This window comes from Dermabacter jinjuensis (assembly GCF_902381725.1).
GTDB lineage: Bacteria > Actinomycetota > Actinomycetes > Actinomycetales > Dermabacteraceae > Dermabacter > Dermabacter hominis.
Map to the genome: position 1 here is coordinate 1,954,658 of NZ_LR698963.1, position 17,104 is coordinate 1,971,761.

Annotated in this window: 16 protein-coding genes; 6 read left to right on the plus strand and 10 right to left on the minus strand. The window is 63.7% G+C overall.

Annotated features, from left to right (window positions below):
* Nucleotides 1-10 precede the first annotated feature (10 nt).
* Both FXY94_RS08685 and FXY94_RS08690 read right to left on the minus strand, forming a co-directional pair.
* A complete protein-coding gene (locus FXY94_RS08685) occupies nt 11-1,336 on the minus strand; it encodes a class I SAM-dependent RNA methyltransferase (RefSeq protein WP_016664658.1) in 1,326 nt (441 codons plus the stop codon).
* 41 nt (nt 1,337-1,377) lie between these two features.
* On the minus strand, nt 1,378-3,342 hold the full coding sequence (locus FXY94_RS08690) for an APC family permease (RefSeq protein ID WP_016664659.1): 1,965 nt from the start codon (nt 3,340-3,342) through the stop codon (nt 1,378-1,380).
* A gap of 144 nt (nt 3,343-3,486) precedes the next feature.
* Here FXY94_RS08690 and FXY94_RS08695 point away from each other — a divergent pair, with 144 nt between their 5' ends.
* Both FXY94_RS08695 and FXY94_RS08700 read left to right on the plus strand, forming a co-directional pair.
* Nucleotides 3,487-4,155: a potassium channel family protein gene (locus FXY94_RS08695; RefSeq protein WP_016664660.1), complete on the plus strand. Its 669-nt coding sequence runs from the start codon at nt 3,487-3,489 to the stop codon at nt 4,153-4,155.
* On the plus strand, nt 4,152-4,862 hold the full coding sequence (locus FXY94_RS08700) for a potassium channel family protein (protein WP_016664661.1): 711 nt from the start codon (nt 4,152-4,154) through the stop codon (nt 4,860-4,862). The genes FXY94_RS08695 and FXY94_RS08700 overlap by 4 nt, the downstream gene beginning before the upstream one ends.
* Nucleotides 4,863-4,902: 40 nt before the next feature.
* Here the strand turns inward: FXY94_RS08700 and FXY94_RS08705 are convergent, their stop codons facing one another.
* The 4 genes from FXY94_RS08705 to dut are packed head-to-tail and all read right to left on the minus strand — an operon-like array spanning nt 4,903 to nt 7,150.
* Entirely contained in the window at nt 4,903-5,601 is a 699-nt protein-coding gene (locus FXY94_RS08705; protein ID WP_016664662.1) for a DUF3159 domain-containing protein, read from the minus strand.
* On the minus strand, nt 5,598-5,960 hold the full coding sequence (locus FXY94_RS08710; RefSeq protein WP_016664663.1) for an OB-fold nucleic acid binding domain-containing protein: 363 nt from the start codon (nt 5,958-5,960) through the stop codon (nt 5,598-5,600). The genes FXY94_RS08705 and FXY94_RS08710 overlap by 4 nt, the downstream gene beginning before the upstream one ends.
* Before the next feature lie 3 nt (nt 5,961-5,963).
* The gene (locus FXY94_RS08715) at nt 5,964-6,647 is read right to left on the minus strand and encodes a DUF3710 domain-containing protein (protein ID WP_016664664.1); all 684 of its coding nucleotides are present in this window, start codon (nt 6,645-6,647) and stop codon (nt 5,964-5,966) included.
* Between the two features lie 2 nt (nt 6,648-6,649).
* Nucleotides 6,650-7,150 (minus strand): dUTP diphosphatase, encoded by a 501-nt coding sequence (dut, locus tag FXY94_RS08720; RefSeq protein WP_016664665.1) that lies wholly within the window; start codon nt 7,148-7,150, stop codon nt 6,650-6,652.
* Between the two features lie 123 nt (nt 7,151-7,273).
* Here dut and FXY94_RS08725 point away from each other — a divergent pair, with 123 nt between their 5' ends.
* Entirely contained in the window at nt 7,274-7,753 is a 480-nt protein-coding gene (locus tag FXY94_RS08725; RefSeq protein ID WP_051120659.1) for a DUF3093 domain-containing protein, read from the plus strand.
* 14 nt (nt 7,754-7,767) lie between these two features.
* Here the strand turns inward: FXY94_RS08725 and FXY94_RS08730 are convergent, their stop codons facing one another.
* Nucleotides 7,768-8,070, minus strand: coding sequence for a DUF4193 domain-containing protein (locus tag FXY94_RS08730; protein WP_016664667.1), 303 nt, complete (start codon nt 8,068-8,070; stop codon nt 7,768-7,770).
* Between the two features lie 244 nt (nt 8,071-8,314).
* On the opposite strand from FXY94_RS08730, the gene sepH reads away from it, so the two are divergent.
* Nucleotides 8,315-9,598 (plus strand): septation protein SepH, encoded by a 1,284-nt coding sequence (gene sepH, locus FXY94_RS08735; protein ID WP_016664668.1) that lies wholly within the window; start codon nt 8,315-8,317, stop codon nt 9,596-9,598.
* A gap of 22 nt (nt 9,599-9,620) precedes the next feature.
* Here sepH and FXY94_RS08740 read toward each other — a convergent pair whose 3' ends face one another.
* From FXY94_RS08740 to FXY94_RS08750, 3 genes are read right to left on the minus strand one after another with little or no spacing between them, the layout of a single operon-like run.
* Nucleotides 9,621-10,715, minus strand: a complete 1,095-nt coding sequence (locus FXY94_RS08740) for an alkaline phosphatase family protein (protein WP_016664669.1) — start codon at nt 10,713-10,715, stop codon at nt 9,621-9,623.
* On the minus strand, nt 10,712-11,269 hold the full coding sequence (locus FXY94_RS08745; protein ID WP_016664670.1) for a DUF5998 family protein: 558 nt from the start codon (nt 11,267-11,269) through the stop codon (nt 10,712-10,714). Before FXY94_RS08745 ends, FXY94_RS08740 begins: the two co-directional genes overlap by 4 nt.
* A complete protein-coding gene (locus FXY94_RS08750; protein ID WP_051120660.1) occupies nt 11,266-13,713 on the minus strand; it encodes a GNAT family N-acetyltransferase in 2,448 nt (815 codons plus the stop codon). The genes FXY94_RS08745 and FXY94_RS08750 overlap by 4 nt, the downstream gene beginning before the upstream one ends.
* 62 nt (nt 13,714-13,775) lie before the next feature.
* Between FXY94_RS08750 and FXY94_RS08755 the strand changes: the two genes are divergently transcribed.
* Entirely contained in the window at nt 13,776-16,238 is a 2,463-nt protein-coding gene (locus FXY94_RS08755) for a DNA gyrase/topoisomerase IV subunit A (protein ID WP_040386989.1), read from the plus strand.
* Nucleotides 16,235-17,104, plus strand: coding sequence for a D-hexose-6-phosphate mutarotase (locus FXY94_RS08760; RefSeq protein ID WP_016664673.1), 870 nt, complete (start codon nt 16,235-16,237; stop codon nt 17,102-17,104). The genes FXY94_RS08755 and FXY94_RS08760 overlap by 4 nt, the downstream gene beginning before the upstream one ends.

The following is a 17,104-nucleotide window of genomic DNA, read 5'->3' on the forward strand; positions in this document are numbered from 1 at the left end:
GTTATCAGAATTATCGCGCGGCTCGTTCGAGCTTCACGACGCATTCCATGTGGTGGGTGTGGGGGTAGAGGTCGAAGACCTGGAAGTCAGTGATGGCCCACCCTTCGTGCTCGGCAACGCGCAGGTCACGGGCGAGGGTCGAGGGTTCGCACGACACGTACACCATGCGCGTTCGCGTGAGCTCGACGAGGCGTGCCATCGCGGCTTCGCCGACGCCTGCGCGCGGCGGATCCATGACGACGCGGTCGGCACCCTCGGTGGAGCGAGCGAGGAAGTCGCGAACGTCAGCACTCACGGTCCTGGCCTGGGGGTATGCGGCAAGGTTGGAAGCGGCGTCAGCGCTCGCTCGCTCCGCGCCTTCGACGCTCACGAGTTCGCCTTCAGCTCCAACCGCGCGGGCGGCAGGGACGGAGAAGAGGCCCGCCCCGGCGTATAGATCCCAGACGCACTCGCCTTCGCGGGCGTCGAGGGCCTGTCCGACGGCGGCTGTGAGGAGGCGAGGCGCATCGACATGCACCTGCCAGAAACCACCGGCGTAGAGCGTGAAAGTGTCGTCGCCGACTATTTCGCGAACGGTGTCGTCGCCTCGAAGCGTGGTCGTGGCCGCGCGGGTGGTGAGCAGAACACTCGCCTTGTCGCAGCCTGCGGGGAGGTTAAGCTCCTCGAGACTCAACTCTTTTTCGGCGCGCACAATGATCGCGGGGCTGCTTCCGCTCGGGGCTGCGACATCGACTGCTACGACCCCGCTCGGGGCCTTCCATACCCCGATGCCGAGGCCCTGGATGACGGGGTGGGCAAGCGGGTTGGAGCCGACTGCGTGAATGTCATGGGAGCGCCATCCGCGCATGCCCACCTTGCCGTTGTCGACGGCAAACCGAACGCGGGAGCGCCAGCCGAGGCCCGTGTGGTCGTCACGCGCGGGTTCGATCTGAATGTCTTCGATCGGGTAGCTGGTGATTCGCGCGCGAGTCATAAGTTCCTGAAGAACTTCGGTTTTGATGCGCCGCTGGGCTTCGATACGGATGTGGGCGTAGTCGGCCCCACCGATCCCTTCGTAACCGGATTCAGGCCATGCGCTCGGTACTCGGTCAGGGCCGGCCTCGATCACGTCGATTGTTTCGGCACGCCAGAAGCGCGCATTCGAGCTCGACTCGGGAAGGAGCTCAGCGACGACCGTTTCTCCGGGGCAAGCGCCGCGAACGAAAACAACGCGGCCGTCGTGCCGGGCGACGAACGTTCCTCCATGCGCGGGCTTGTCGACCGTCACCGTGATGAGCCGCCCCTCCCCTGCGAGCTCCTGGACTTCTTCGGGACGCTCAGACGCAGGACGGGTCATGGGGTGCACTCCTTGACGACAGTGGTCGGGATGGTCACGATTCATGCGCTGTGCTCGGGATCGTTGAGATCCCAGGGGACCGGGCAAATAGACACACGCTCGTACTTATCGAGCCGCGTCGTCACTCGCCTGAGCACGTGATTGTGCATGATCGACTCCCACCAGTGTCCCACGAGATATTCCGGAATGTAGACAACGACAGCGTCGCGCGGATAGGTGCGTGTAAAAGATCGCACGTAATCGTCGAGAGGCGCGAGCAGATCACGATATGGCGAGTTAATGACGCGAAGCGGGATGGGAATTTCGCGCCGGAGCCATTCAGAGCTGAGCTTGTCGATCGCCGAGTCGTTGGTTCTCACCGCGACAGCTTGGAGACTCAGGTGCGGCGAGCTCATCGCCTTCTTAATGGCATGAATCGCTGGCCTGTTGAGCTGCGTGAGGAGCACGATTCCGCGCGTGGGGTCCTTGCCATCGAGGGGTGCGGGTGCGGCGATAGGCCAGCGGCCGCAGTCGTCGTTTTTTTCGAGAGCGAGGCGCGAGGAGATCCGTGCGTAGTAACGACTCACGATCGTCATCACGCCCCACATGAGGGCGACGGCACTGAGCGTGACCCAGGCTCCGAGGAGGAAGTTTGCGGTCGCGACGGTAAGCAGCACCACAGTCAGGCATACGGCAGCAACGATGCTCACAACGCGTTTACGGCCGTAGCGTTGGCGTTCCTTGAGCCGTACCGCGAGGCGGTATTTCTTCGTGTAGTGACGGAACATGCCGAACTGGCCGATCGTGAAGGTGGTAAACACACCAACGACGTACATGTGAATCAGCAGCGTGATGTTGGCTCCGGTCGCGAGAACGACAACGCCCGCTAGTGCTGCGAGAAGCAAAATACCGTTGGAGTATACGAGCCTGTCGCCCCGTGCGGCAAAGACGCGAGGGACATACCCGGGGCGCGCGAGAGCAGCCGTCAGAACGGGGAGACCCGTGAACGCAGTGTTCGCAGCGATGCAGAGCACGAGAGTTGCCATCGCGAGCATTGCAATGGCCATGATCGCCCCTGGCCCGAAGATCGCTTCGGCGATCTGCCCGAGGACCGGGATCGCTTCACTCACGCGAGCCCCGCCCGCTTGGCGAGGAGAAAGGGATACCCCGGTGGCACTGGCAAGGACCATCACCCCGACGAAAAGTGTCGCCGTGAGCGCACCGGAGATGACGAGAGTGATCCGCGCGTTGCGAGCCTTCGGTGGTTGAAAGACGGGCACGGTGTTGGTGATGGCTTTGATCCCTGACACGACGGGCAGACCGCTGGAGAAGGCTCGTGCGAGAACCAGGATTCCCCCGATTGCGGTGAGGGCAGCCGGCGCCCCCTCTCCCGGTTCTGGGATGCTCCCGGCCTGCGGCGACATGCCGAGAGTTCCACGCACCGCTTCAATTCCGCCCCACATGAGCGTCACAGCTATGAGGCCGATGAAGCCGTACACGGGCAGACTTACGAAACGCGCTGACTCCCGCGCTCCTCGGAGGTTCACGAGAGCGAGGAGCGCAACGATCGCGATCGCAATGCCGGTTTGGAAAGGGGCGAGGGCGCTCATGGCACCGCCGATGTACGCGCCGGCCTGCGAGGTGGCGACAGCGACCGTGAGCACATAGTCGGTCACGAGTGCGGCGCCAGCGAGACGCCCCGCGTGGGGTCCAAGAGTTGTGCGAGCAACAACAAAGTCGCTGCCACCGCCCGGAAACTCCTCGATCACATTGAGGTGGGCCGTCACCACGATGGCCATAACGGCAACAACGGCGAGAGCTACCCACGGGCTTAGTGCGAGAAGGCCGACGCCTGACAAGCCGAGCGTGAGGATGATTTCGTCTGGTGCGTACGCGAGTGCGCTGACGGTATCGGCGGCGAAGGAGGGGATTGCAAAGCGTTTGGGAAGGCGCTGGCGCGCAAGGCGATCGGAACTGAACGGACGCCCGATGACGATGCGTTTGACAGAAGCAAAGGGGCCAAGCACACGAATAATCTACTCCGCGCCCACGTCAGACGCACATCCGCACCGCTTGCACACATCCCTTCGCCGATGTGCGCGCTAGGCTGGGCGATGCACGGGCACTACCCGTCACGCTCTAGACATCCGCATCTGCGCGAGGATCACTCAATGCATATCGTCATCATGGGCTGCGGCCGCGTCGGCGCCACGCTCGCCACGAAGCTCCAGGCAATTGGGCATTCGGTAGCGATCATTGACCGCAACGACAAGGCCTTCCGTATGCTCCCCGATGATTTCACGGGCCTCAAGGTCCACGGAATTGGTTTCGATCGCCGCTCCCTCGAACGCGCGCGATGCGACGAAGCGGTCGCGTTCGCCGCCGTTGCGGGCGGGGACAACTCGAACATCATCGCGGCACGTGCAGCGAGACAGCTGTACGGGATCCGCAACGTTGTCGCTCGCATCTACGACCCCAAACGCGCCGAGGTCTACGAGCGTCTCGGCATCGCGACGGTGCCCACGGCCCGCTGGACGACGAACCAGATGCTCACGCGACTCATCCCCGGGCAGTCAGCTCGCGAATTTCAAGACATCTCCGGCAACGTGTCGATTCTTGCGTGCGATTTCCACTCAAGTTGGGTAGGAACGACCCTCGCAGACCTCGAGGAGCTGACCGCTTCGCGCGTCGCGTTCGTCACCCGATACGGCGAGGGAACCCTGCCCGCTCGCGACTACCGCATCCAGGAAGAGGACATCGTTCACCTCGCACTCGAAACGACCCGCGAGGGTGAAGTCACCGCGCTTCTCACCCACCGATTCGAGGAGGAAGCCGAATGAAAATCGTCATCGTCGGCGCAGGAAGCGTCGGTCGGAGTATCGCGCGCGAGCTCATCGATAAAGGCCGCACCGTTACCCTGGTCGACCTTGAAGAGGCACGGCCCGGCCTCGAGGACGTCTCGTGGGTACAGGGCGATGCCGCTGAGCTCGATGTCCTCGAGCGCGCGCAGCTCGCCGAGGCGGACGTCGTCGTTGCAGCGACGGGCGATGACAAGGTCAATCTCGTCGTCTCGCTTCTCGCCAAGACAGAGTTCGGGGTTCCCCGCACCGTCGGTCGCGTCAACCACCCTCGCAACGAGTGGATGTTCGACGACGCCTGGGGCGTTGACGTTGCGGTCTCGACCCCGCGCATCATGACGTCCCTCGTTGAGGAAGCCGTGAGCGTCGGCACCGTTGTCACTATGTTTTCGTTCGCAAAGTCCGAGACGGACATGGTCGAAATTACGGTCCCGGAGACCTCCCCGATCGTCGGCAAGGACATCGGCGACGTTGCGTGGCCATCAAGCGCGACGCTCGTGGGCGTCGTACGCGAGGGGCATCCGCGCCCCCCGGCGCAGTCCGAAGCCCTTGAGCCGCGCGATGAACTCCTCTTCCTCGCACACCGCTCGTGCCTGACCGCGCTCCAGCACACGGTCGTCCCCCGCGATCTTGAAGAAACCACCGCGGCACTTCCGGTCGTTCGCGACGCGGATGAGGACGACGACTAGACGCGGCGCGAATGAGCCACGAGCCCGGCGCTCGCAGGCTTCACGCGCTCGGCGCAGAAGGGTGTGAGGCGCGGGAGGCGTCGGATTCCATTCGCCCCACGAGCGCTCGGTGCTGCAGAAAAACCGCGTAGGTCACGAGCACAAACGCGGGTATTCCCATGAGCAGTTTGGCTACGCCGAGCGCGTCCGTCGCTCCCGCGAAATACAGCGGGGCCTGCACCGCGACCTTGAGCACGAAAAGTCCTGCAAAAAGGAGCGTGGAAGAGGTGTAGGTGTGCATGCCCGCTTTTGACGATCGCCACTGGGCCACGCGCGGGTCAACGATCGCTGCGACATAGCCCACGGCGGGATGTCTCACGAGCACAGAGAGCAGAAGTCCGATGGCGTACACGGCGTTCGTGACAAGGCCCGGCACATAAAAACCGCTTCCGTTACCGCTTTTAATGGCGATGAACGCCCCAAGAGCCACCCCAATTGCGCCGCTTATCGCCGGTGTGACCTGGCTTTTGGTGACGATCCGCCAGATGAGGGCGATAGCCACGACGGCAAGCGAGGCGGCGCTTGCGATGACGACGTTGCGAGTGAGCAAGAACAGGATGACGAAAAGGAGAGTCGGCACGACCGACTCGACTAGCCCGCGCACACCGCCGATCGCGTCCACGACGCTGTATTCCTTGGAGGAAAAACTCGCCTTGAGGCCGGTTGCGGGGGGCTCGGGAGCAGAAGAAGGAGAGGTCACTGGCCGTCATCCTTTACACCGTGAATTGCGTAGCGAGGGTTGTACATGAGGCGTTTGCGGCCGCGAAACCCTACAAACCCCTCGACCTCGAGACGCGTCCCAGGCTCGATGCCTGCGATTGACTGTCGGCCGAGCCAGACGAGCGCGAGCCTGCCCGTGCCATCGTGTAGCTCGACGTCGAGCTTCGGGTCGCGGCCGGCCGGCTGCACGACGATCGAGCTCACCGTGCCGAGGCAGCGGGCGCGGCGACGCGAGGTGATCGAACCAATCTCATCGCGATCCGCGAGGCCGTCATCCTCATCATCGGGGACCGACGATGAGACGTTCAGGAATTCTTTCGCCTTCGCAAAGACGCTCACGCGCTACCTCACTTCGGCGATGGTGGGCCCCTGACCGAGCGGGTCGTTTTCATCCGGGAGCGCAGTCGCAGCACCTTCCCCAGGAATCGTCAACTCGAGAACCTCGCGGGGCGCCTTCGCCATCGAACCGCGAACGACGACGATTGAGCGAATGATGTCCTCGATCTCTTCGCGGACCGGTCCCGCCTGCAGTGCGGCACCGGAAATGACAGCGCGCAAGAACCAGCGGGGACCATCGATACCCACGAAACGCATGGGGCGGTGCGCGCGCGAGTTCGATCCTTTGACGGCGATCGGAATTCGAGCGTAAAGCTCGGTGCCGAACGCCCCCTCGCGCGTTTCAGTCGTCCCGCCTTGCGACGCGATCGATTCGCGCAAGGACTTCCGGATCTCATCCCACAGCCCCTCGCTTTTGGGAGCCGCGAACGCATTGACCTGGATCTGGGAATCCCCGTAGGTGAGGGTGAGGCCCGTGACAGCCCTTGAGCGTTGCTCTACCTCAACGGCGATGCTCATGCCGTCGCGTGCGGGGATTTGCAGCGATCCGAAATCGAGTCGCTCGTCGTCGGGCGCGTCCGCGATGTCGTAAGGTCCCTTCACCTCTTCTGGTTCAGGGGCGCTTTCCTCAGAAGCCTGCATGTTTTCAGCGGGCGCAGCCTTCCTCTTTGAGCGTCCAAAAAGTCCCATGACTATGCCTCGTTTCCTGTGCTGTCAGCGGTCGAAGAAAAGCCGCCGCTCGAGCCAAAACCTGCTTCGCCTCGCTCTGCTTCGTCGAGAGAATCCACGTCCACGATGCGCGGGCGCAGAATCGGGACGATCACGAGTTGCGCGATGCGATCACCGCGGGAAATGCGAAGAGTGTCGCTCCGGTCCGTGTTGAGAAGGGCAACCTTGAGTTCGCCACGGTAGCCCTCATCCACGATCCCGGGACCATTCACAATTGTGATGCCATGCTTTGCGGCGAGCCCCGAACGGGGGCACACAAGTCCGACGGTTGCCGGCGGAAGCGCGATCCTCACTCCCGTGGGAATGAGAGCGCGTTCACCGGGGGCGAGCTCGTAGTCAATAGCGCTCGCGAGATCAAGTCCCGCGTCGTCGGCGTGCGCTCGTGTGAGCGAGAGTTCTGGGGCGTCGCACACGGTCTGAAGTTCGACCGCCGACGCCGTGGTTGCCGTGGCGTTTTCACTCATGTCTCAAGCCTATCCCCGCGCGGGTTCTTCTCGCTGATTCCTGGGTGCGTGGTGCGGCACGTATAGAGACGAGCCCAAGGCGCGACGCGTGTACGCCTCGAGGCATGTGAGACGATGGCAGCCATGACCTCCCTGTTTCATGAGCGCCTCCATCCCGGCCCATTTGTCGTGTGCATCGCGATTATCTTCGGTGTTTTGCTGGGGGCGATTCTTACGCCATTGAGCGAGATCGTCGGTATTGCCACCGCCATCACCCTCGGGGCTTTCTTTCCGGCGCTTCTCGTCGCCTCCTCGCCCGTGGTGGAGGTTCGCGAGGATGTGGTTGCCGCAGGTCCCGCGCGCATCGAGGTGGATGTTCTCGGTGAACCGCGCATCCTGAACAAAGCGGATTTCGAAAAAATTCTGGGGCCGGACATTCGCCCTCTTGATTTTCGAGTTGTACGCGGATGGATTTCGACCGGCGTTGAAGTACCGGTTATCGACCCCGACGACCCGACACCCGCACTCGTGTTATCGCTACGCCGCCCCGAAGATTTTGCCTTGGCTCTCAAAGCCGCGCAGAAAAAACGGGCGCACGAGGATTCTTCCTCGCACACCCGCTAAAGGTTCGCAGGGTTTTAGTCGCCCGAGCATTCTTTACAAATGATGAGCTTGCCCTCGACGTGATCGATCTGGCTGCGGTGCTTCACAAGGAAGCACGAGCCACACGTGAATTCGTCAACCTGACGAGGCAGCACGGTTACCGAGAGTTCCTCGTTGGAGAGGTCGGCACCGGGAAGTTCAAACCCCTCGGCAGCTTCGGCTTCGTCTTCGTCAACGGCAGGCGAGGCGTTATCGTTCCGGCGCCCCTTGAGTTCCTCAATCGAGTCCTCGCTCGAGTCGTCGTCCTTCTTGAATGGGGCGTCGTAATCGGTGGCCATGATTCTCTTTCACGGGGGTCTGGGGCGCTGGGGGTTTGGCGCCAAATGCGGAGTTGAGCAACGGCGGGAATTCTCCCAGGTTGGCTCTCACTTTTCAAGCTGTCCGAAGAAGATACCAGAGTTCCGCTCCTCGCGCCTCTATGGCCGCGATCGCTCTGACCTCGACGTGTCAGCAGTATTTTTCGAGGCCGGCCCTTTAGTATTGGCAGCACGCGAGACCTCGACAGAGAAAGAAGGCCGTTTAATGCGCGAGCTCACACTCGGCGGATTGCACGAGAACTCCGATCACCTCATTCTGCTCGATGCTGAGGGCGAGCGGTACACGGTGCGCATTGATGAGGCTTTGCGCGCGGCGGTGCGCCGCGATGCCTCGTCCGTTGGCCTCATTCAGCAGTCCCATTCGTCCGCGCTGCGACCGAAAGACATCCAAGCCATGCTCAGGGGTGGCTCGACAGTCGAGTCGATCGCCGAGCTTGCGGACATGGATGTTGAGCATGTGAAGCGCTACGAGGGGCCCGTGCGAGCAGAACGCGATCACACGGCCCGTCGTGCTCAAGAATTCCGCACGTCCAAAGGCGGAACAGAAAAACTCATCGATGTTGTTGAGCCTCGCCTCCGTGCGCGAGGGGTTGAAGACGACATCGACTGGGACGCGTGGCGCCGAAGCGACGGTACCTGGACTCTCCAGCTCACCTTCGTCGCGGGTGGTCGCTCGCGCATCGCAACGTGGCAGGCCGATCTTCCGAACCGCGTCGTGACAGCCGAGGACAACGAGGCCCGCTGGCTTTCGGATTCTGAAGTGGCACCCGAGGCTCCCTCCGCGCGCCCCCGCTTTAAGGCGCAGCGCGCACACGTGTTCAACGTCGAAGAGGGCGAATCACCTCGTTCGGCGCAGTCTCCTGCGACGACCACTCCCATTTCAGAGCGTGAGCTCGATGAGCTCAATGCGCGCCGCGGCACGCCGTCTGTCGACCACGGCCAGCAGGCACCCGTGTCACAGCCCGAGCCGCAGCTCGAGCACTCGACCGACGCCGAAGAAACCTCGCCGTGGCAGAGCCTCGAGGAATACACGCCAGAAGAACCATCCGATCCGGCTCCTTCGGCCAGCGAGGAACCCGAACCTGTGAGCGAGGAACGCCCCGCCCCCGTGCGTATCGTGCCGATTACCGCGCGGCACCATGACCGCAAGGTTCACGCTGATTCTTTCGACACCGAGGAAGTCTCCTATGTCGAGGCTCCCGAGGATCTGAGCGAAGCTCCTGACCCCGCGCACGACCCCTCGGCCTCCGAAGAGGACCCTCGCGAAGACGAGACTCCCGAGGGCGAAGAGCCGGCCGAGGACGCCGCAGAAACCGCACCGGCCGCCGATGGCACCGAAGAGTCAGCCGAAGAAGGCGGAGACGAGGACTCTCAGCTCACACCACTTCCGGGCTTTGACGATGAGCCAAAGAAGCCAGCGAAGAAGCCCAAGCGCCAGCGCGCTTCGATTCCGTCATGGGATGACATCGTCTTCGGGCACAGGGACTGACACCTCCACCTCAAGACGCCACTCACACCTCGATTTGAAGGAACGGCACGAAAAGTTCGGCCTCGCTCAGCGAGCCGTGCACGCCGCGCTGCTCGAGAGAGGCCGCTGACACGAAGCCGGTGTGAGTGAATTGGTGGTGTCCCCGCGCAAAGATGAGGGCATCTCCGAGGCGTTCGTGCACCACCCGCGAATCGGCGAAACCCGGGTCGCCGAGCAGACCGCTCGAAAGCATCTGTTCGGAGTCGAGAACGAGGCCCCGCTCCCCTACCCAGTCGCGAAGATCGGCGAGGGGTAGGCACCCGTCGGAACTATTGAACCGAACCATGAGTGCGCGCCCCTCCCCCGCGACGCCCGTACACCGCGAAAGCGGAGCGGGCGCCTGGGCGAGATCGGCAATGTGGTCAGACTTGGCGGGGATCATGCCGTGATCAGCGGTGATACTCACGCGGGTCCGTGGAGGAAGCGCGCGCATGACCGTGCTGAGGAACCTATCCGTATCCTCGAGAGCGTCGAGCCACGCGGTTGAGCCTGGCCCATAGCGATGCCCAGCCTTGTCGATCTCAGGAACGTGAAGATAACACGCACCGTTATCGCCCACGTGGGCGAGCGCCTTTCGCAGGGCACCGATCCGGCCTCCAGGTGAGGAGTAGCCGAAGAAATCCCAGCGTTCGGCGGGCTGGAGCATTCCCGTGAGGAAACTCGTGCGGTAGCGTGCGGGCCCCACGTGCGCGACCCGCCGCTGCTGGCGCTGCTCGGAAATATCCACGCGAATCCACTCGCGCGGCCCAAGGTCCTTAGCACCCGTAAGATTGTTGACTCGGGAGCCACTCGCCGTAAGTCCTTCATAGCCGAGGATGCCGTGGCTGAGCGGCGCGAGCCCCGTGAAGAGTGAGGCGAGCACGCTCGTCGTGGTCGCGGGCGCGATGGTCATCTCTCGTTCGATCTCCCTCGCGTGGGCACGGAAAAACCGAGCGTGTGCCCTCGCACGCTCGAGTGCGTCAAAGCCTAGGCCGTCGACGAGGATCAAAAGATCGCGCCCTGAACCGTCCTCGAGCGCGTCACGCCACTTTCGCACGAGGCGGGGCGTGCCCTCGCGCCAATCGACGAGGGCGGTCATTGCGTAGCGTCGTAGAGAGAATCGAAAAACGCGAGTGCGTCGGCGATGGCCTGCTCGCCGTCGGCGAGTGCGCTCACCCTCAGCACGAGGTCGGCCTCGCGACTCTCACCCGTGTAGCCGTGGTCGGCGCTGCATTGGGGGTCATCGCACCATGCGGGCTGCACATCGAGCCTGCGGTTCGCGCCCCAACTGAGGCCGAGCGTCACCTCTGCTTCGCGCGGTGCGATCGCGGTTCCGTCAGTGTCGTACGCCTGGGCAAGCGCGAGATTGCCCACGCGAGCAAGTTTCACGCGTTCGGTCGACACAATGACCTGGGTGGGATTGAGTGCATCCGCGCTCTCATCGTCGAGATGCACGATGAGCAAATGGTCGTCCGTGAGCGCGAGGATCGTGAGGTGACGTCGCACTTCCGGCCCGTCGAATGTGGTCTCGGGCCTCACGAGATAGCTGCGGATTCGGGCATCGCGCACCGCACGCTCAAGAGCGGCGCGGGCCGTGTCGGGAAAATATCCGGCAAGCTCAAGTTCCGTGAGAAGTGTCGGTGGAAGGCTCATGGTTCCAGTGTAGTGAGGTCAGGCGTGCTCAGGTGGCGTGGTCCGACGGTTGCCTCGCATCCGCTGATCTCTATCCCACGGGCATTCACTCGCACTGGGCTCAGAGTGAGCGACGTGAGGTCTTCAAGCTCGAGGAATGCAGAAGCGAGAGTATCGATGGCGCTCGTGAGAAGCGCGCGGCCATGCGAACCACGTGGAGCGGCGGCATCAAGCACGCTCACCGCGACAAGTTCCTCGAGCATGGCCTCCGCTGTGCCGCCGTGAAGCGGTAAGCGCGCATAGGACGCATCGCCAAAGACCTCGTAGGCGATTCCGGTGAGTGCGAGAGAGAGGATCGGTCCGAGGGCTTCATCCCGGTCGAGCCGAATACGAAGCTCGCACTCGTGCTCGCGAGCCCTGCGCACATCGTTATACGGGAGGTTGAGAGCGCTGAGGAGGGCTCGTGGAAATTGGGATGACGCAAGGGCCGTGCGCGCGTCATCGAGCTGAGCGGCGGTCAGGGTTCGAGGAGCGTGCGCAGAGGGGCGCCTGTGTGCACGCGTGTGCGCAGCCCGCAGCGACGTGGCCAGAGCCTCGCTTGCACGGGATGCAGTGGCGAATACCGGCGGCAGGTTCGGGTTTTCGCGAAGCGCGGACCTGAGCACGCGAACGCGGGGCTCATCGCTCACGACGACCATGAGCACCTGGACGGCGGAGCCGGAGGCGAGGGTCGCGAGAGCCTCGGCGAGATGGATGAGATCCACGCGCTGAGTGTCCAGAATCGCGGCGATAACGCAGTCCACTCCCCCGGGCGCGGCCATCGCCGTGAAGGCGCGCGAAACGAACCGGTCGTCGCCGACGATCGGCACGCGGAAGTTCTCACTTCGCACGTCGAGTCCAGCCTCGTGCGCGGCGGCGCGCAAGGTCGCACCAAGCGCACTCGAATTCGAGAGAAGGCCCACGCGAGTGCCGTGCGCGCGCCCCTCGCGGGATAGCAGAGCAAGGGTATCGAGGAGGTGGTCGACACTCTGGGTGCGCAAGGCTCCGGCACGGTCGAGGATCTGATTAATCGCGTCATCGGGAAGCGTCGAGAACTGACGCGCGGTGTCGGCGGGCCCTCGCTCAGGTTCGTTCGGCGGGCGCACGATGAGCACGGGCACGCGCGCCGAAAGGGCCTCTATGTGGGAGATGAGGCGCGCTGGGTCGCCGAGGGACTCGAGCGAGAGTGCGACGAGCTCGATGTCCTCATCCTCGCGCCAGCGTTCAAGAGCGTCCGTCAGGGATAGGTCTGCGCGATTTCCCGCGGAAAGAAATTCCTTCACCCGCAAGCCACGTGAATCGGCCCCCGCGAGGATCATCGCGCTGAGCGCCGTTGACTGCCCCGCCATCGCGATCGTTCCACGTTCCGAGGTTCGTGGAGACAAAGATACGTTGAGGGGGTTCTCCCCCGTTCTAAAGAAGCCGAGGGACGAGGGGCCCAGAACGCGGATTCCGTGCTTTCGAGCAGCGTGCACGAGCGCTTCTTGCGCGGCATAGCCTTCATCGCCCGCGTCGGCAAAACCCGCGCTCACCACGACTGCTGCTTTCACGCCGCGCTCCGCGAGATCATCTATGGCCGAGATGCAACGGTCGGGCCGGAGGGCGAGGACAGCGAGGTCGACGGGGCCTGGCACATCGGCGATGCTTCCAAAACTCTTCAACCCGTTGATCTCGTAAGCCTCGGGATTCACGGGGAAAATAGTGCCGTTGAAACCGCTTGCGATAAGCCCGCGAATGATCTGCGCCCCTACTTGATCGCGCCGTCGACTCGCCCCAACGACCATGATCGACGTCACGTCAAACAACAGCGACATGGATGCGGCCTCGGCTCGACGTATGCGATCGCGGCGCGCCTCACGGGTGGCAGCCGTCGGAACCGCGCTCCATGAAAGGGCCACGGCCCCTTCTTCCGCCTCGCCACGCTCGAGAGCGAAACCCAAACGCTCGAGGACGCGGAACATCGCGTCGTTGTCAGCGAGGACATCTGCGGTGAAGGTCTCGATCCCAACCGAACGTGCGAGTTCGGTGATGCGCTCGAGAAGTACTGTGCCAATTCCCTGCCCCTGGAGGTGGTCGGCCACGACGCACGCGAGGTCCGCAACCGTGGGAGCGGTCCGGGTGAAACGCGCGACGCCGACGATCTGTTCCCCCCTGAACGCACCGAGGGCGATGCGATCGCGTCCATCGACGCGCGTGAGCCGCTTGAGCTCATCGCGGCTAAGCGACTGCTTCGACGTGAAAAACCGCTGATACCGCGTTCGCTGAGATAAAACGCCGTAAAAGGCCTCGAGTGCACGGGCATCCGCGGGCGTGAGAGGCCGAACGAGGATGCCCATGCCGTTTGCCGCGCATTCGTAGGAGGACCACCACTCGGGGTAGAGCCCACCGTGTGCGCGCCCTTTCGCGCTTCGCCTTCCTCGTGCCATGTGACAATTCTACGTTCGCCGCCTGCGCCGTATGTGGGATTGACGCTGGCACAATGGTTTGCATGGCCTCACGTACATCCACGCCCGCCCCGGAGCCGATCAAGGAAAACATCGTCGACATCGACGTCACGAGCGAGATGGAGACGTCTTTCCTTGAGTACGCGTATTCGGTGATCTACTCCCGCGCGCTCCCCGACGCCCGCGACGGCCTCAAGCCTGTTCAGCGCAGGATTCTCTACACGATGGACAACATGGGCCTTCGCCCCGATAAGGGGCACGTGAAGAGCCAGCGTGTGGTCGGCGATGTGATGGGTAAGCTCCACCCGCACGGTGACTCCGCGATCTACGACGCACTCGTGAGGCTCGCGCAAGACTTCAACATGCGCCTGCCCCTCGTGGATGGCCACGGCAACTTTGGCTCGCTCGACAACGGCCCCGCGGCCGCCCGCTACACCGAAGCGCGCATGGCTAAAGCCGCGCTCCTGATGACGGCCTCGCTCGACGAGGACGTCGTCACCATGGTGCCGAACTACGACAACCAGCTTCTCCAGCCGGAAGTCCTGCCCGCCCAATACCCGAACCTCCTCGTCAACGGCGCCGCGGGCATCGCGGTGGGCATGGCCACCAACATGGCGCCCCACAACCTCGTCGAGGTCATCGCGGCTGCGCGTCACCTCCTCGACAATCCAGAGGCCTCGCTCGAGGATCTTATGCGCTTCGTTCCCGGCCCCGATCTTCCAAGCGGTGGCCGCATCGTAGGGCTCGACGGTATCCGTGACGCCTACGAGACCGGCCGCGGAACTTTCAAGATGCGCGCGACCACCAAAGTCGAGAATGTCACGAGCCGCAAGAAGGCGATCGTCGTGACCGAACTGCCCTACCAGATCGGCCCGGAGAAAATCGCCGAAAAGCTCCGCGATGCAGTGCAGGCCAAGAAGGTCCAGGGCATTAGCGACTACCAGGACCTCTCCGACCGCAAGAACGGAATGCGGCTCGTGCTCACCCTCAAGAGCGGCTTCAATCCCGAGGCAGTCCTCCAGCAGCTGTACAAGCACACCCCCATGGAGGATTCCTTTGGCATTAACAATGTCGCGCTCGTGAACGGGCAGCCCCGCACGCTCGGCCTCAAACCGCTCTTGCGCGTCTTCCTCGATCACCGCATCGACGTCGTGCGTCGCCGCACTGAGTTCCGTCTCGGCAAGCGGCGCGATCGTCTCCACCTCGTTGAGGGCCTCCTCATCGCGATCGTCGACATCGACGAGGTCATTCAGATCATTCGCTCCTCGGACACGGTTGAGAGTGCGCGCGAGCGCCTCATGGCCGTCTTCGACCTTTCGAGCGCACAGGCCGAATACATTCTCGAACTGCGTCTTCGCCGACTCACAAAGTTCTCGCGGCTCGAGCTCGAGTCAGAACGCGACGAACTCGAACGCGAGATCGCAGAGCTGCTCGAAATTCTCTCCGAGGAGGCTGCGCTCCACCGCGTCGTGAGCGCAGAGCTTCAGGCCGTCGCCGAAGAACATGGAACGCCGCGCCGAACGATCCTCCTCGAGGCCGATGCCGCGAAGGCCAAAGCGACGCCCGCGAGCCTCGAGATCGAAGACGCGCCGTGCGATGTCCTCCTGTCTGGAACCGGCCTCATTGCCAGGGTCCCGCGCATCGACGCCGTGAACGCCGATGCGCACACGCGCTCGCAACACGATGTCATCCGTGCACGCGTGAGCACAACAACACGCTCCGTAATTGGCGCCGTCACCGACCTCGGTCGTCTCCTCCACGTCGATGTCGTCGACCTTCCCGCGCTCGCACCTTCGGCCGGCTCCTCGTCGATCGCGGGCGGAACACGCTTGACCGACCTCCTCTCGCTCGAGAAAGATGAAACGGTCGTGGGCCTCGTGCGGCTCGACCTTCCCGAGGGTGAAACCGACAAAGGCGGCATCGCGCTCGGTACCGCGAACGGCGTCGTCAAGCGCGTCAACAGAGACTTCCCGAAGTCGGACGGTTTCGACATCGTGACGCTCAAGGGCGACGACCGTGTCGTGGGCGTCGTCGACATGCGCGACGATGCCGACATGGATCTGGCCTTTATTACCGCTCACGCCCACCTCCTCCACTTCCCCGCCTCGGGCGTGCGTCCCCAGGGACGCAGCGGCTCGGGCGTCGCCGGCATCAAGCTCGGCGAGGGCGACGCGGTCATCGGATTCGGCGCCTTCGACGTCACTAAACCCGGCGAAGTCGTGACCGTCGCGGGCTCCTCGAGCGCACTCGACGGAGTCCAATCAGGCTCACTCAAGGTTTCCGCCGCCTCGGAATACCCGGCGAAGGGGCGCGCGACGGGTGGCGTTCGCTGTCATCGCTTCCTGCGCGGCGAGGACGTGCTGATCTCCGCGTGGATCGTTAATTCGCCCGCACTCGCGTGCTCGGATGCCGGCGCGCCCATCGACCTTCCTTCGCCGATCGCCAGGCGAGACGGATCCGGCTCACCCCTCACGCTCCCGATCGCCTCGGTTGGCTCCCTGTCATGACTTCACGACCCCTTCCCGACGGCGTGACGCTCGGCGAGCGCGAGGGCGCCACCGTACTGAGCGCTCGCACTCACGCATGCGCCCTCGATCTCTCGCTGTCCGGCGGCCACGTGACGAGCTGGATCCCGAACGGTCATGACGAGACCCTGTGGCTCTCGCCCCTTGCGACGTTCACCCCCGGGCACCACATCCGCGGTGGAGTCCCGCTCATAGGCCCGTGGTTTGGCCGCGGAAACTCGGGCACCGAAGAGCCACAACACGGATGGTTCCGGCGTGTCCAGTGGAAGCTTGCAAGCGTTGAGGTCACCCCCGACGGCACCATCGACGTCTCCCTCGACCTCGCTGAGATCCGCAACTATCCCGGGGTCGAAGTAAAAGCGGCCAGGCTGCACGTCCGTGCGGGCGCGACACTCGAGCTCAGCCTGGACGTCACCGCAGGCGGCAAACCCCTCGACCTTGAGGCGGCGTTCCACACGTATTTCCTCGTGAGCGACGTGCGCGAGACAACCGTCGGAGGCCTCGAGAACGTTCCCTACACCGATGCTGCCCGCTCTCGAACCGCGGGCCTGGGTCCCTCCGTCCTCCGCTTTTGCGCTCCCACCGACCTGGTCTTCGAAGCAGCACCGCCGCTCGTGTTGACCGACCCGGGCGCCGCGCGGCGGATCGTCATCGACCAGCACGGCGCAAGCCGCACGGTCGTGTGGACGCCTTGGCAGGCGGACGTCGCCGCCACCGCCGACATTCCCGACAGCGAATGGACGCGATTCGTGTGCGTCGAAACTGCGGTGAGCGAAGGCGGAACTGTGCATCTCGCCCCAGGAGCGACGCACACTCTCACGGCGCGCTATACCCTCGAGCACAGCTGA

Bases quoted from the DNA above. Each gene is read 5' to 3' on its own strand.
- FXY94_RS08685 (WP_016664658.1), bottom strand. From the start codon at position 1,336: ATGACCCGTCCTGCGTCTGAGCGTCCCGAAGAAGTCCAGGAGCTCGCA.
- FXY94_RS08695 (WP_016664660.1), top strand. From the start codon at position 3,487: ATGCATATCGTCATCATGGGCTGCGGCCGCGTCGGCGCCACGCTCGCC.
- FXY94_RS08700 (WP_016664661.1), top strand. From the start codon at position 4,152: ATGAAAATCGTCATCGTCGGCGCAGGAAGCGTCGGTCGGAGTATCGCG.
- FXY94_RS08715 (WP_016664664.1), bottom strand. From the start codon at position 6,647: ATGGGACTTTTTGGACGCTCAAAGAGGAAGGCTGCGCCCGCTGAAAAC.
- dut (WP_016664665.1), bottom strand. From the start codon at position 7,150: ATGAGTGAAAACGCCACGGCAACCACGGCGTCGGCGGTCGAACTTCAG.
- FXY94_RS08725 (WP_051120659.1), top strand. From the start codon at position 7,274: ATGACCTCCCTGTTTCATGAGCGCCTCCATCCCGGCCCATTTGTCGTG.
- FXY94_RS08730 (WP_016664667.1), bottom strand. From the start codon at position 8,070: ATGGCCACCGATTACGACGCCCCATTCAAGAAGGACGACGACTCGAGC.
- sepH (WP_016664668.1), top strand. From the start codon at position 8,315: ATGCGCGAGCTCACACTCGGCGGATTGCACGAGAACTCCGATCACCTC.
- FXY94_RS08740 (WP_016664669.1), bottom strand. From the start codon at position 10,715: ATGACCGCCCTCGTCGATTGGCGCGAGGGCACGCCCCGCCTCGTGCGA.
- FXY94_RS08745 (WP_016664670.1), bottom strand. From the start codon at position 11,269: ATGAGCCTTCCACCGACACTTCTCACGGAACTTGAGCTTGCCGGATAT.
- FXY94_RS08750 (WP_051120660.1), bottom strand. From the start codon at position 13,713: ATGGCACGAGGAAGGCGAAGCGCGAAAGGGCGCGCACACGGTGGGCTC.
- FXY94_RS08755 (WP_040386989.1), top strand. From the start codon at position 13,776: ATGGCCTCACGTACATCCACGCCCGCCCCGGAGCCGATCAAGGAAAAC.
- FXY94_RS08760 (WP_016664673.1), top strand. From the start codon at position 16,235: ATGACTTCACGACCCCTTCCCGACGGCGTGACGCTCGGCGAGCGCGAG.